The sequence below is a fragment of the Salinivibrio sp. VGrn1 genome, from assembly GCF_009377995.1.
Taxonomy (GTDB): domain Bacteria; phylum Pseudomonadota; class Gammaproteobacteria; order Enterobacterales; family Vibrionaceae; genus Salinivibrio; species Salinivibrio siamensis.
In genome coordinates, this window is the sequence record NZ_SATA01000002.1 from 160875 (window position 1) to 175172 (window position 14298).

The 14298-nt window shown below is 50.3% G+C and carries 13 protein-coding genes; 4 read left to right on the forward strand and 9 right to left on the reverse strand.

Translation table 11 applies throughout. From position 1 onward, the window contains the following. Nucleotides 1–78: 78 nt before the first annotated feature. Together EHW56_RS03775 and EHW56_RS15645 are read right to left on the reverse strand one after the other, a co-directional pair. A complete protein-coding gene (locus tag EHW56_RS03775) occupies nucleotides 79–3501 on the reverse strand; it encodes an ATP-binding protein (RefSeq protein ID WP_227486434.1) in 3423 nt (1140 codons plus the stop codon). A 2-nt stretch (nucleotides 3502–3503) separates the two neighbouring features. After that, complete coding sequence (locus EHW56_RS15645) at nucleotides 3504–4712, reverse strand: HDOD domain-containing protein (RefSeq protein WP_172969900.1); 1209 nt, start codon at nucleotides 4710–4712, stop codon at nucleotides 3504–3506. 181 nt (nucleotides 4713–4893) lie between these two features. Between EHW56_RS15645 and EHW56_RS03785 the strand changes: the two genes are divergently transcribed. Further along, nucleotides 4894–5082, forward strand: a complete 189-nt coding sequence (locus tag EHW56_RS03785) for an ATPase (protein ID WP_152798640.1) — start codon at nucleotides 4894–4896, stop codon at nucleotides 5080–5082. 179 nt (nucleotides 5083–5261) lie between these two features. Here the strand turns inward: EHW56_RS03785 and EHW56_RS03790 are convergent, their stop codons facing one another. Both EHW56_RS03790 and phhA read right to left on the reverse strand, forming a co-directional pair. Next, on the reverse strand, nucleotides 5262–5603 hold the full coding sequence (locus tag EHW56_RS03790) for a 4a-hydroxytetrahydrobiopterin dehydratase (RefSeq protein WP_152798642.1): 342 nt from the start codon (nucleotides 5601–5603) through the stop codon (nucleotides 5262–5264). After that, complete coding sequence (gene phhA, locus EHW56_RS03795) at nucleotides 5596–6468, reverse strand: phenylalanine 4-monooxygenase (RefSeq protein ID WP_077579115.1); 873 nt, start codon at nucleotides 6466–6468, stop codon at nucleotides 5596–5598. Before phhA ends, EHW56_RS03790 begins: the two co-directional genes overlap by 8 nt. Nucleotides 6469–6689: 221 nt before the next feature. Here phhA and EHW56_RS03800 point away from each other — a divergent pair, with 221 nt between their 5' ends. Then, nucleotides 6690–6995, forward strand: a complete 306-nt coding sequence (locus EHW56_RS03800) for a DUF6482 family protein (protein WP_152798644.1) — start codon at nucleotides 6690–6692, stop codon at nucleotides 6993–6995. Nucleotides 6996–7012: 17 nt separating this feature from the next. On the opposite strand, the gene EHW56_RS03805 is transcribed toward EHW56_RS03800, so the two are convergent. The 4 genes from EHW56_RS03805 to EHW56_RS03820 form a co-directional block, all read right to left on the reverse strand. Next, entirely contained in the window at nucleotides 7013–7747 is a 735-nt protein-coding gene (locus tag EHW56_RS03805) for an SDR family NAD(P)-dependent oxidoreductase (protein WP_152798646.1), read from the reverse strand. An 87-nt stretch (nucleotides 7748–7834) separates the two neighbouring features. Further along, on the reverse strand, nucleotides 7835–9805 hold the full coding sequence (fhuB, locus tag EHW56_RS03810; RefSeq protein ID WP_152798648.1) for a Fe(3+)-hydroxamate ABC transporter permease FhuB: 1971 nt from the start codon (nucleotides 9803–9805) through the stop codon (nucleotides 7835–7837). Further along, a complete protein-coding gene (locus tag EHW56_RS03815) occupies nucleotides 9802–10665 on the reverse strand; it encodes an iron-siderophore ABC transporter substrate-binding protein (RefSeq protein ID WP_152798650.1) in 864 nt (287 codons plus the stop codon). Before EHW56_RS03815 ends, fhuB begins: the two co-directional genes overlap by 4 nt. Beyond that, nucleotides 10662–11441 (reverse strand): ABC transporter ATP-binding protein, encoded by a 780-nt coding sequence (locus EHW56_RS03820; protein ID WP_077666653.1) that lies wholly within the window; start codon nucleotides 11439–11441, stop codon nucleotides 10662–10664. The genes EHW56_RS03815 and EHW56_RS03820 overlap by 4 nt, the downstream gene beginning before the upstream one ends. A 239-nt stretch (nucleotides 11442–11680) precedes the next feature. Here EHW56_RS03820 and EHW56_RS03825 point away from each other — a divergent pair, with 239 nt between their 5' ends. Together EHW56_RS03825 and EHW56_RS03830 are read left to right on the forward strand one after the other, a co-directional pair. Next, complete coding sequence (locus tag EHW56_RS03825; protein ID WP_152798653.1) at nucleotides 11681–13255, forward strand: deoxyribodipyrimidine photo-lyase; 1575 nt, start codon at nucleotides 11681–11683, stop codon at nucleotides 13253–13255. Further along, a complete protein-coding gene (locus EHW56_RS03830) occupies nucleotides 13245–13406 on the forward strand; it encodes a DUF2256 domain-containing protein (RefSeq protein WP_074214700.1) in 162 nt (53 codons plus the stop codon). Before EHW56_RS03825 ends, EHW56_RS03830 begins: the two co-directional genes overlap by 11 nt. Here EHW56_RS03830 and EHW56_RS03835 read toward each other — a convergent pair. After that, nucleotides 13342–14274, reverse strand: coding sequence for a LysR family transcriptional regulator (locus EHW56_RS03835; protein WP_046075806.1), 933 nt, complete (start codon nucleotides 14272–14274; stop codon nucleotides 13342–13344). The genes EHW56_RS03830 and EHW56_RS03835 overlap by 65 nt on opposite strands. Between the last annotated feature and the right edge of the window lie 24 nt (nucleotides 14275–14298).

Consider the following 14298-nt stretch of genomic DNA (forward strand, 5'->3'; position numbering starts at 1 on the left):
GGCCCTAGGTCTTTGATGGGTCATTGTTTTTATCTTATTCCGCGCTAACCGCTATGCTAACCAGTGCCGAATAATGTATCAAGATGTTTCAGATAGATGCTCTGCCTGTTGAATCACGCGTGTTGTCTGATCCTCTATCGGCTGGAGGTAGGGGTGTAGCGCCTCCAACTCATCATACGGTGATTTCTCCAACTCAAGACATGTTTGTAATAGCTCTTTGGCTCCAATCATTGCCGCTGCCCCCTTCATTTTGTGGGCAAGCTTTTTGATCTTGCCGATATCTTGCTCTGCAAACGCGGCCTTCAACGCCTCTAAATCATTCGTTTGGTTTTTTACGTACTTATCAAGCAGCATTTTTACCAAGTCCATGCTATCACCGATCTGGTCTTTGACATGCTGGATATCAATTGGGGGTGAGGTATCGCTCATTGTGCTCCCTCCGGATGACTGCTCTGGTTCTGGTTCTGGTTCTGGTTCTGGTTCTGGTTCTGGTTCTGGTAAGGAGTTTGTATCTATGGATGCATCTGTAAAGTGCTCACTGGCCAAATCATCCAACCTTGTTTCCTCTTCGTCAGTATGCTTATCACCATAACTGACCGCATCTGGATTCGCATATAGGAGCAACAATTCAATGAGCTGATCTTTACTGAATGGCTTAGCGAGATGCCCATTCATTCCCGCCTCCACACAACGCTCTGCATCGCCTGAGAGCGCGTTAGCTGTCACAGCCAAAATGGGCGTGGTTTTGTCGAATTTTCGGATCTCTCGTGTCGCCTCAAAACCATCCATTTCTGGCATCTGACAATCCATTAAAATGATGTCGAATGGCGAAGACTTGTGAAGTTCTAACGCTTCTTTACCATTGACGGCAAGCGCACGCTGACAGCCCAGTTTGGACAAAATAATGTCAATCAATTCTTGGTTAACCAAGTGATCTTCGGCCACTAGAACGTTGAGATTGAATTGAATATCATCATACTGCCCAGCCACGGGCTCAGGCTCTGTCAATGCATTCTCATCCTCGTTCAATACACGATACAATTCAACGTGATAAATCGGACAGGTCAGCGTCGCCATGCCAGTGTCATGATGGCCATCATGGCTGATAGCAATCGATTTATGTGCTTGACTGATCAAACGCTGACAGCTTTGCATTTTGTCCTGATCGATCATCAACACTGATTGGTTCGAGTTATCAAAAGCTATCTCACTGCCATCCGAATAGTTGATTAAATCCAACTTTAGACGCTCTAAATAGGTCGATAGTATTTCTATCAAAATGGCGTCTTCAGACACGAGGTAAACCTTGCTATCTGTCATGCTCTCGTCAGGCTCGTAGCTTGACATCAATGTCGAGTCAGTATTCGCCACCGTCACGGGTACTTCTGCAGTGAAAGTCGTGCCTTGGTTTTCTCGACTGCGGATAGAGATATCACCATCCATTAGGCGTAAAAGCTTACGACAGACAGGCAAGCCCAGTCCTGTGCCTTGATAAGAACGTGAATACGAATTATCGACTTGCGTAAAGTTCTCAAAAATAGCTTCGTGGCGGTCTTCCGGGATCCCAATCCCTGTATCTTCTACTTCCATGACCAATGTGACCGAACCATCGCCTGCTTGCCGTTGGAATAAGCGCACGGCAATGTGCCCCTGCTTTGTAAACTTAACGGCGTTGCCGACCAAGTTTATGATCACCTGCTTATAACGTATGGCATCTAATTCAATGTCACAGGGCATATCAGGATCGATATAACAATGTAAGCGCAACTGTTTTTCCGCCGCTTTTGCGGTAAAAATACTTAAGGATTCGTGAACAAGTTCCGCCAGATCTAATGACTGTTTGGTGAGCGTCATCTTGCCGGCTTCAATCTTGGTTAAGTCGAGTACATCGTTAATGATATTCAACAGTGCAGTCGAAGAGTGCTGTAAGGTATCAACAAAATAGCGTTGCTGCTGATTGAGCGAGGTCTCCATCAAAAGATTAGACATGCCAACAATGCCATTCATCGGTGTACGGATCTCATGGCTCATCATCGCCAGGAAATTGGTCTTCGATTCATTTGCTCGCTCGGCTTGTTCTTTAGCCCGTGCCATTTCCCTTGAAATCATGTCATTAAGCGCCTTCTGCTGCACAAAGTGCACCATAGCGCTCAAACTTGATAGTATCGGCTCGATCCACCCCTGAAGCTCTTCATTATAAGTGGTCGACTCGTCAAACAAGCACACCACCCCTACCATCTGGCTAGACATATATAGGGGCGTACCGTAGACGTTAATAATCATTTTCTGATTATTCCCCGCCACACTCGCCATTTGCAGACTACGTTTGCTTTGCTTGGTCTCGATAATTTCCTCAATGAGCCCTCGCACAAACTCTTCACCAATAAACTCATTTTTCACCAATCGCGTTTGTGCCAGCACTTTATAAGGCAAGTTGTTCTTTATTGCTTCTTCGTCGTTATGGCCTACCTCAACAATAATGCCATGATTACTTTCGCCTATCCTTAGCAGTACCTGCAAGACATCCTGAAAGCTCTTACCAAAGTCTTCCCTGATAAGAAACTTATCTTGTAAGCTTTTCATTGCAGAAAAAAGCTCGGCCCCTTTAGATACCTTCTGTTTATCCAGGTGTTGTTCTGTGATATCGCGAATAATCGCTACGTTCAGCGCTCTAGGATCTTCATCTTTAATGGGGGTTGATTTGACCTGCACAATACGGACACCTTGATCCGTATCTATCTCGTACGACCGCTGTAACTGTCCACCGAGGCCATAAAGCGCTTGTGAAAAATAGCCGCGCGAATTAGGGCTTACGCGAGAGATAATCGTCGATAGGCTGATCGCTTCATCGGGCACAGATTCTAACTCGAATAGTTTCTTAGCCGAATCATTAATGGTAATAATACTGTGTTTATCACCGAGCACTAATAATGCATCAGTGTAACTGTGAATCACCGTATTTAAATACGCACGGCTTTGTTCTGCTCGATTAATTTGCTTAGCGTATTTCCAAATAAAAAAACCAACCAACAAGTTCAGTAGAATGATTTGCGTCGCAGTGCGAAGTATTTCTGTGTTAAGCTCTTTATCGATATAGCGACTGTCTTGATAAATGATCAGTCGACCTACATCCACAGGTTGCTCTCCCTGATCATAAACCAAGGGAACGTTGATTTCTTTTAGCTCATCACTTGACCGCATGCCTTTAGAGTCAGTCACATAACGAAATTGCTCATTGGTATCCGTCAGCTCAAGACGGTGGACATAACGAGAGCCCATTTCACTGTCTAAGTCATTTTGAACATTATTAAAATCATAATTCCACATCAAAGTAGGAATTCGTTGCTTTAGGCGTTGAGTGATAGAATTAATGTCTTGGTTCATATCAGACTCAAGCCGACCTTTAGCAACATGATAATTGTAATAACCAAACACACCCAACAGTAAGGTTGCTAATACAATTAAAATGACAGCGAGCCGCATACCTACTTTATTCATCATGATCACACCTGCATTGTCGCCGCCAGGATTTGGGTTTGGTATCGGGCTTTATCAAACGCTTTTAAAACCGCACGCTCTCTTAGCGACATTTTTTCACACAGTGACCCAACCCAATCCCAATTCGCATGCTCAATATGTTTACATAGTTCCAAAAGGTCACCATAAGGACCTGCACGTGATAGTAATGCTTGTTTTGCCTGTTGGTTTAGGGCAAGTTGCTCTACGACATCCTCCATTGGAACACCTAACATCGCGTCTAGGAGTGAAAAAGCGCCCACCAAGAAAGCTTCATCAGGGTCCAAGTCGTTCATCAATGGGCCTGCTTGCTGCATAAAAATGGCCCGAAGAATGGCCGCATTCTGCAAGTGTGAGCATTCTTGGTGATTCATGTTAGACATAATCAGCAGAGAAATCAGCCGCCGCAATGACTCTAACCCCAAGTACACCACCGCTTGTTTGGGATTAGTGATCGCTTTCTTTTTTGACTTCGCTAAGATATTGGCGCTTGTGACGACTTTGTAGAGCAACGAGACATCGCGAGAGATAACCTCTGTGATTTCATCGATATCATGAGGGCTGCGATTAATCACGATACACGCATCCAGTAAACTGATTACTGAGGGTGCCACATCGCTATGACTTTTAATTTGAGGTTGTTCGAAAAAGTATCCTTGAAACAAGCTAAACCCAAGCTGTTTAGCCAAAACAAACTCTTCGTTGCTCTCCACTTTACTTGCCATAAAACGCGTCTGGGCATAGTCCGAAATCGCTGCGGTCCATTCGTTCAAGCTTTCTGTTGCCATACTGACCCGCACCACATCGAATAAGTCCAGATGCCTTTGCCAGCGGCTCGAGAAGACATCACTCTCTCCTAAAATGGTAAAGCCTGCTTTCCGGTAAGACTCCAGTTGCTTCACTAGCATTGGCGTCGCATTGCACTTTGCAGTGACACAGATCACCAAAGATTTTACTGGAATAGAAAAGGGGATCTCATCAAGCAGTGCCGCCTCCGAAAAGCTCACCACGTATCGCAAGCTATCATCGAGTTCTTTCCCTGATAGAAAATTGGCGCTGAGAATGCGCGATGTCGCCGTATCTTCATCAATTGAAGGAAACTTGTTTTCTTGACCTTCCCTAAACAGAAGCTCATTGCCCCATTGGTTCTGCGCTTCGTCAAAGATGGGCTGGCACGAAAAAAAAATTTCACTCACAACTCACTCTCCTTAAAACAATCCCTCACTACAAACGTAGACCAAAGGTATGACTTATGGCGCCTTTTTTTAATATAACTGAGTGTGTTAAGTCCAACTACTTGGGACGTGCTCGTCTTTTGCTTGGGCAAAATCACGATTTTTGCTAGGCTCTGCGCTAAGCATATCACGAGGTATATTTATGGATGTTTTGAATCAACTTGCCGATGACGCGCCCGAGCATGAGCCGGACACCTTGCCATCACTCGACGAACAAAAAGCGATTGTGGCAAAACTCAAAGCCCTTGAGGAGAAAGGTGAGCTCACTGAAGAAATTCTCGCGCAGTATTTTGCCGTTAAGCAAAAAGACACAAGTGACGAAGAAGAGTAAGAACAATACGAAGACGTGACAGCGTCACTTTTTAAATTTATCTTATTCTACGAAGAAGATGCCGAGAGATGATAATGAAAGGCATTAGCGGCGCAGGGTTGATACTTGCGTGGCTGGGATAGACAGAAGATTATCGACACAGATCCGCCCCGAGCTCAAACTCGGGGCGTTTTTCTGGTTTACTCAGGAGCAATGCCGTCGGTTTTCGCCGCACAAATAAAATCATTTTTGTGCAGGCCTTTAATCTTATGCGACCACCACGTCACGGTCACTTTACCCCACTCCAGTAAGATAGCGGGATGGTGTCCTTCTTGCTCAGCCAGCTCAGCCACTTGGTTGGCAAATGCCCACGCCAACTTAAAGTTGCGGAAGGTGAACTCACGTTCGAGCTGATCAATTCCGTCTCGTGTTACTTTGCGCCACTGCGGAATATCTTTAAGCAGCGCTGGCATTTCCTCATCGCTGACCAAAGGGGCATCAATATTACAGGCTTCACATTTCAACTCAGTTAGTTCAGACATGTTGCGTTTCCTTTTGCTGTTCTGTCTTTTTCGGTTTGGGCGGGAATAAAGGCGCATGAAGGCCCAGTTCCATCGCTTGATGCACATCAGCAATCAAATCACGTTGACTGATGGCAAATAAATCGTCAATCGACTCAATGGTAAAGTAAATGGGTTGCATGATGTCAATCCGGTATGGCGTGCGCATGACATCTATCACTTCTAAAGGCTTACGCACCGCTTTGTCGCTATTAAAGGCGTACTCGGTCTCCGCTGGCGAAGACAAGATCCCGCCACCATAAATACTACGGTTGCCTTGCGAGTCACTGAGCAAACCAAACTCGACCGTAAACCAATATAAGCGTGCAAGATAAACGCGCTCTTTGGGCGTGGCTTGCTTACCGAGCTGGCCGTACATATGGGTAAACTCCGCAAACGCTGGGTGAGTCAGCATCGCACAGTGACCAAAAATCTCGTGAAAGTAATCCGGCTCTTGCAAGTAATCGAAATCGTCTTTGGTGCGCAAAAACGTCGCCGCTGGGAATTTCTTATCCGCCAGCAAGGCGAAGAAATGGTCAAAATCGATCAATGCAGGCACAGGAGCCACTTGCCAACCTGTTTCTCGCATTAACACGGCATTCACATCTGGGATCTGTGGTACCGTGTCATGCGGCAAATCCAGCATTCGCAACCCGTCGAGATATTCCTGACACGCTTTATCTTTGATACATGCAAGCTGCCGCGTAACTAGCTGGCGCCATACATCGTTTTCTTGTGCCGACCAGGCTACACGACCCAGCTCATCAACGGGTTTGGATTCGTATTTACTCTGTTTCACGTTCACCGCCTTGTGTCGTTGTCTGGCGTAAAAATCGCGCGTAAACAGCGGCCCTTAGCCTTACGCAATGTCTCCGTTACTCACAGATTACGTCGACTTTGCAGAGAAAATCATCTCTTCACTGCGGTTTTAATTTTACCTTTGCGTAACATTTATTTTACATTACACATCCAAAAGGCTGCTGCTTTAGCCAATGCTTCACCCCCGAGGGATCCGCGTGCTTGCATGGCTCGTAGTATCTTGAAAAGACCTGACTGCAAGGACGAGTGATGAATTTACAACTGAGCGAACTGATAAATTGCGACAACATTGACAAGATTCAGATCCGTGGCATTGATGGCATGTTATATCAAGCCATTGCGTTTTTGCGTCACGGCGATACGGTAGAGCAGAAGCTGATTTACCACGGCGATAAGCCCTATTTATCTCGCAGTTTGCTGGCGGTAAAAGATGATTTTGAATGGGTTAATGCCGCGCAATACGTGCTAGTCACTGACACAGCATACGATGAAATGATAGGGCTTGGCACGGAAAAGCCTTTGTCGACCCTCGAGCAGCCATTGCATTGGAAATAACGCAACAATGCCCCAACCTACGGGGCAATTTCTTCCCCGTCCCACGCAAACAATCGGCCGGTGTGACGACTGTCGAGGCCATCCAACACCGACAACAAATAGCCAGCCGATTGAGCCGGGCTGAATAATTTACCGGGCTTAACATTGGCTTGGAATGGCGCGGATAAACGACTATCGACGGTCCCCGGATGCAGGCCAACCACGGTTAATGATTTGTCTTGGCGGCCAAGCTCAATACTCATGCACTTGATCAACATGTTCACCGCCGCTTTACTTGCGCGATAGGCGTACCAACCGCCCGCACGGTTATCACTGATACTGCCCACGCGCGCCGACAAGATGGCAAGCTTCGCCTCGGCGTTGCGTTTCAATTTGGGCGCGAGGTGTTTGCTCAATAGCAGCGGCGCGACGGCGTTGACGTCAAAGAGCTGATGCATGGCCTCACTGCTGCACGCCGCGAGCCGCTTTTCTGGGCTGACCGCATCGTCATGCAACATTCCCGAGGCAATGATCACGGCATCTAAACTATTGTCGTCGATCTGCTCGGCCGCTGCTTGTATTGATGCGTCATCGCGAATGTTCACCGCCACAGGCACCACCTTTTCACTTACATCAGCAAGTGGCGCGGGGTGACGCCCTAGAGCGAAGACTTGCTGAATGGATGGCTTGTCGAGCAACGCGCGGCAAAAAGCTTCACCAATCGCGCCACCTACGCCGACAACCGCCACACGCTGCATGGAATCACTGTTCATTCTCTTGGCTCCTCAAACAAAAAGAGATGCAAACTGCATCTCTTTAGTTAGGGATGAGGCGATCCTGTCGATCACCGTGTGTTAAAACTATAGCTTACGTAGCACAACCATTAGGTAGAGTCCGCCAATCAAGGAGGCAATGATCCCTGCTGGCATTTCTTGCGGATACAACCATTGTCGTCCGAGCCAATCGGCAAACAGCATCAATCCCATGCCAATCAATCCGGCGGTGATCATATGCGCCCGAGCATTTTTCGCTCCCCAACTGCGCGCAATGTGTGGCGCCATCAAGCCGACAAAGCTGAGTGGCCCCACCACCAAGGTGGCACTGACGGTCATGACCGCGACGAGGGCCAGCAACAGCATGCGGGCACGCCCTACCTTAACCCCCAGTGATTGAGCAGTTTCGCCACCGAGCGGCAAAATATCGAGCCACCGCTGGCACATTAATCCCAGCGCCACCAGCACCGCGGCAACCAAGGCCAGTGTGGTCACCGTACTGTCAGTCACATAGTAGGTTGAGCCTGAAATCCACGCGAGCACTTGATATGCGCGAGGGTCGCCACCCGCCATCAAAAAACTTTGTACCGCTTGCATCAGTGCGGCTATGGCAACGCCAGTGAGCAACACCTTTTCTGGCTGGAAGCCGGTTTTGCGATTAAGCAGCACAATCAACGCCAAGGTTGCCCCTGCACCGATTAAGCCGCCGACATATAAGCTCAGCATAGATGCGCCCATGCCAGCAAAAATGGTGACAATCAGTCCCAGCGCCGTACCGGCACTGATCCCCATCACTTCAGGGCTCGCCATCGGGTTAGCACTCAAACGCTGAAGCACGGCACCCGCAACAGCAAGCACACCACCCGCCAATGCCGCGGCCAGCAAGCGTGGCAAGCGCCATTCCAACAAGGACCAATCGCCGCTGAGCGCCAGCCACTGCCAGCCCTCACTTTGACGCGATACAGTGGCAAAAATCACCACACCCAACACAAGTAACATCAACGTTCGGCCTAGTGGCCAATCCTGACGCGGTGCGGGCGATCCCGATTGCATCTGTTGGCGTTGACGATTGCCCAGCGATACCCGTGGCAACAGCCACAATAATAGCGGCGCACCTAACGCTGCCGTGGCGGCGCCCGTGGGCACCATCATTGCCCGGCGGCCGGGTAACAGCTGGACAGCCAAATCGGTGGCTGCCAACATCAAGGCGCCTAAAATCATCGCTAGGCTCAATCGGGTGATGAGCTTGCGAGCGCCACATAAGCGCGCAATCGCGGGCGCGGCGAGACCGACAAAGCCAATCACGCCAATTAAGCTGACCACCCACGCGGTCAGAAGTACCGATAGTCCCAGTGCAATCACACGGATTTTAGCCAGTGATACGCCTAAGCTTTTTGCTCCTTCATCTGAAAGGCTCAGGACGTTGAGCGGCTTTAATAAGGCAAGGATCAACACGACCGCCAATCCAATACGCGGCAGTAAGGCTTGCACACTGTGCCAGTCGGTTTGCACCATCGAGCCCGCGCCCCACACCATCATGCCATGTAGCGCTTCTTGATTCATCAGCAGCAGCACGGTGCTGAGCGCGCCGCAGTAAAGGTTTAAAATCAACCCCGCGATCACCACTACGGTGGGCGATAGGCCGCGTCGCCATGCTAGCGCAAACACCACCAGCATGGTCAGCACCCCGCCAGACATCGCCACCATCGCGCTCGACCAAGTCAGTAGCCAAGGAGGGGCATAAAGCGTAGCTAGCATCAGCGCCAAGCTGGCACCATTCGCCACCCCCAGCGTCGAGGGCGAGGCCAAGGGGTTACGCAATACCTGTTGCATCAAGGTACCGGCCAGCCCCAAACACGCCCCCGCCAGCAATGCGGTGACCAAGCGCGGCCACCAGGTTAAATGCATCACAACGCCAATCGACGCACTGTCATCCAGCGACCACAGCGACTGCCAGAGCATGGATGCATTCACATTCCACTGCCCCAACTGAGTTGTTGCGAGGCTTAACAGTGCCGCCAATAACGCCAAGGGCACCCATAATAGGTTCAGTTTCATGACTGCCCTCCTTGCTCGATCAATGCTGCGGTCACAAGGCGGGCAAAACGTAACGCCGACGGAATCGCGCCAAAGCTCCATACCGGATCAATCATCAATGGCGTATGCCCCGTATGTTTAACCAAATATTGCCAAAACATATTAGTCTGAAGGGTTTGCTCGACGCCCGCGGGGAGCGGGCGCACAATCACTAGTTGCGCATCAAGGTCAAGCAGCTCGCGGGTGGAGACCATGCTAAACCCCCAACTGTTGGTGGTATTTTGCCACGCGTTGCTGAGCCCCAATTCACTGATAGCGGCGTGATACAAGCTGTTCGTCCCAAACACCCGCACATGATTGGCATCCAGAAACTGGATCATCAACAGCGGTGGCTGTTCGCCGGGAATGGTATCGCGCAAGCTCGCCAATTGCTGTTTCGCATTGGCAATCAAGGTTTCACCGGCCTCCGGACGGTTAGCCTCGCGCGCAATTTGCCGCGTCACAGTTTTGAGCGACGCCCAGCTTAGGCCGCTTTCATACAGAGGAATTGAACTGACCGGCGCAATGGTACTTAACTTGGGCTTCATCGCCTTAAAAATGGGCGAGATCAGAATTTTATCGGGGTGAAGCTCGGCCAAACGCTCCATGTTGGGCTGGGTGCGAAGCCCAATATCGACGGTTTTTTCTGGAATGGGCGGGGCTTTCACCCACGAATTGTAATCCGCCTTTTGCGCGACCGCGACGGGCGTTACCCCTAAGGCCAACAAGGTTTCAGTTTGGGTCCAATCCAGCGAAAGAATACGAGGCGATGCGCTGACGCTCGCTGGCATCATGGCCGCGGTCAGCCAGACCACAAGCGTCAAAAAAGAGGACTTGATCATACCGGCGATAACTCCCCCGGCATAGCAACCGCATAGCCGGCGGTATGATCGGCAATCGGCATTTCAATGCCATAAATCGATTTGAGGGCCGACTCTTGAAACACATCGCTGACCGCGCCTTGAGTCAGGACTTGTCCGCTGTGCAGCGCGACAATTTCATCACAAAAACGTGCCGCCATATTAATGTCGTGCACCACGATAATGATGGACTTATCCAACTCTCGACTGAGTTTGCGCACCAAGGTCATCACTTCGACTTGGTGGGCGACATCCAGTGCAGATAGCGGCTCATCGAGCAGTAAGTAACGCGTTTGCTGTGCCAGCAGCATCGCAATCCACAACCGTTGGCGCTCGCCCCCCGATAAGGTATCGACCAAGCGATCGGCATAATCTTGGGTGCCAGTGAGCGCCATTGCCTCGTTAATCGCTTGGTGATCGGCTTTGGTCAACCGCCCCAGCAAGCCATGCCAAGGATAGCGACCAAAACTGACCAACTCATACCCAGTTAAGTTATCGGTTGCCGGTAAATGCTGTGGCAAATACGCCACCTCGCGCGCAAAGGCTTTTTCCGACCATTTTGATAAGGGCTTTTGGTCTAATGCGATCTGCCCGCTGCTGGTTGCCTGTTGCTGCGCTAACAGCTTTATCAACGTCGACTTACCCGAGCCATTATGCCCGACCAACGCACAGATTTTTCCGGGCGTAAACGACAAGCTCACCTTATCGAGTAACACTTTTCCGTTGACGGCAAACGCAACGTCCTTTGCCTCTAACATATCTCGATCCTACTATTGCAAACACAAGCGCGTAGCACTTGCCCGTTATCTCTAAGAGCGCTAATTTTCCGATGCTTAAAAGGCAAATGCAAACCATTTTGATTTCGCTTTGTGTGCTTAGCGCTTGTTAATGAGAGAAATTAGACCTCAACCAAGTCCCTCTCAGGGATCCAAGCGTCATTCAGCCTCGTATCGCCCATGGATAAATATAAATTGTTGTTGCGACTGTCGAGAGCCCTATGTCCGCGCCCATCAGCCTTGTGTGGCTAAAACGCGATTTACGCCTGCGGGATCATGCCCCATTACAAGCCGCCATTGCAGCGGGGCGCCCCTTGGTGATCCTGTACCTGTTTGAACCACTGCTGCTTAACGATCCGCACCATAGTGAACGCCATTGGCGATTTGTCTGGCAATCGCTGTGCGATCTTAATCAACAGCTCGCACCACTGGGCGGTCACGTCACCATTTGCCAAGGAGAGGCGCTCTCAGTATTCGACGCCATCCACCGGCAACAGGCCATTGGCGCGGTGTACAGCCATCAAGAAATTGGCGTCGACGCGACATTTTCTCGTGATAAAGCGGTGGCAAAATGGCTGGAGAGCCATCAGATCCCGTGGCATGAATCCCCCACTGGGGCGGTGATCCGCGGCGCTAAAAATCGGGTTGATTGGGACACTGAATGGCAAAAGGTGATGCGCGCTCCCCTTGCCGATCCTGATTGGCAACAAGCGCGCTGGCTAAACGCATCACTCACGCTACCCGCGCTCGATCACCACAGGTGGGACTCTCCCGCGCCACGCTTTCAACCCGGCGGGCCGAGTTGGGGGTATAAAACCTTGCAATCTTTTTTCCGCGAGCGCGGACAACGCTATCAACGCCACATCTCTAAACCGCTCGCCAGCCGCAAAAGCTGTACCCGACTGTCACCCTATCTTGCATGGGGTAACATCAGCTTGCGCGAGATGTATCAAATCACCCTCCTCCATTGGCAGAAAAAAGGCTGGCGGCGAGCGCTGGTAGCTATGGTGTCGCGTTTGCATTGGCACTGTCATTTTATGCAGAAATTTGAAAGCGAGCACCACATGGAGCATCGGCCCGTCAATCGAGGCTACTTACATTTTGAGTACGCAAATGGTCCGCAGAGCGATGCGCACCTGCGCGCATGGCAACAAGGTAATACCGGTTATCCGCTCGTCGATGCTTGTATGCGTTGCCTACACGTCACTGGCTATATCAACTTTCGGATGCGGGCGATGCTGGTCAGCTTTTTAACCCACCATTTATTGATTGATTGGCGCCGCGGTGTGCATCACCTCGCGCAGTTATTTCTCGATTTTGAGCCCGGTATTCATTACCCCCAATTTCAAATGCAAGCTGGTGTGACAGGCGCCAATACCTTGCGTATTTATAACCCAGTGAAACAATCGCAGGAGCAAGATCCCGAGGGGGCATTTATTCGTGAATGGTTACCCGAGCTTTCTCCCTTGCCCGACAGTTTGATCCACACCCCATGGCAAATGACCGACATGGAAGCGATGATGTACGGCGTGGTGCTTGGCGAAGACTACCCGAAACCCATTGTCGATATCGAACAAACCGGCAAACGTGCGCGAGATATTTTATGGTCGTTTCGTCAACAAGACGCCGTTCGTATCGAGAAAGCACGGATCCTCGCCACCCATGTGCGTCCAAGCAGCCCTGAGCCAACAAACAGCCCTGAGCGAACAAATAGCTCTGAGAACGCGGACAAGCGCAGTCAAAAATCACGTTCACCTGCCACTCAGTCTACTGGAGACAACCAAGATGGCGCATAAAAAGCCACATCTTCCCAGTAAGGTATGTTTGACGTGCGAAAGGCCGTTTACATGGCGTAAAAAGTGGGCGCGCTGTTGGGACGAGGTTAGGTATTGCTCTGACCGTTGCCGTCGCGAAGGTCGTCGCCATGCGCGAGCGGCGAAGATCTAAACGCTTCTAGCAGCGAGCTAAGTTGCGGATGCACCCACTGACGTTTGATCGATACCGCATAAAACGGCTCATACACACTCGGCAGTAAAGCATAGCGGGTGAGCATGCCGCTATCTAGCTCATCGCGAACCACCACCTCGGGCATCACCGCCAACGCGTCATTGTCTCGGGTTAATAGGCGCAGCATCGCCATATCATTGGCTTCAGCCATGATGTAAGGCTTGAGTTGATACTGGGCAGAGATGGCATCAAACCCTGAGCGAATCGGGTTATCGCCATAAGGTAACACCCACGCTTGATGCTGGTAGCTGGCGTCTAAGGTCGGCGACAAAGCTTTACCCGGCCAACCAATCACAGCGACCGGCTGGCGAGCCAATTGCTGATACTGCCAAATCTGTTTATTGGTACCCCGCACCGCAATATTGGTTAGCGCCAAATCTAACTGGTGATCAGACAGCGCATGGAGCAAGCCGGTTTGATCCATCGACTGCAACACGTAGCGGCACTCTCGTTGATTAACCAATGGCTGAATAAACTGCTCGATAAAATTCCGCGACATGGTGGATAAGGTGCCAATGCGAATCGTGGCACTGGACAGGGCCCCGCCGCTGGATAGCAACTGCTCGAGCTCTTCCCCTTGGCGGAATATCTCTTCGGCATAGTTCATCGCTTGATAGCCACTTTCGGTCAACGTCAACGTACGACCTTGGCGCTCAAACAATTGCACCTGCATCGCCTGTTCAAGCTGCTTGATTTGCGACGACAGCGCCGACTGCGAAATATGCAGCTGACGGGCGGTCTGGGTCAGGTTCCCGTGACGCGCCACCTGCCAGAAATAATATAAATGATGGTAGTTGAGTCGGCTCATCGTTCTCTAAAACAGAATGAAAAA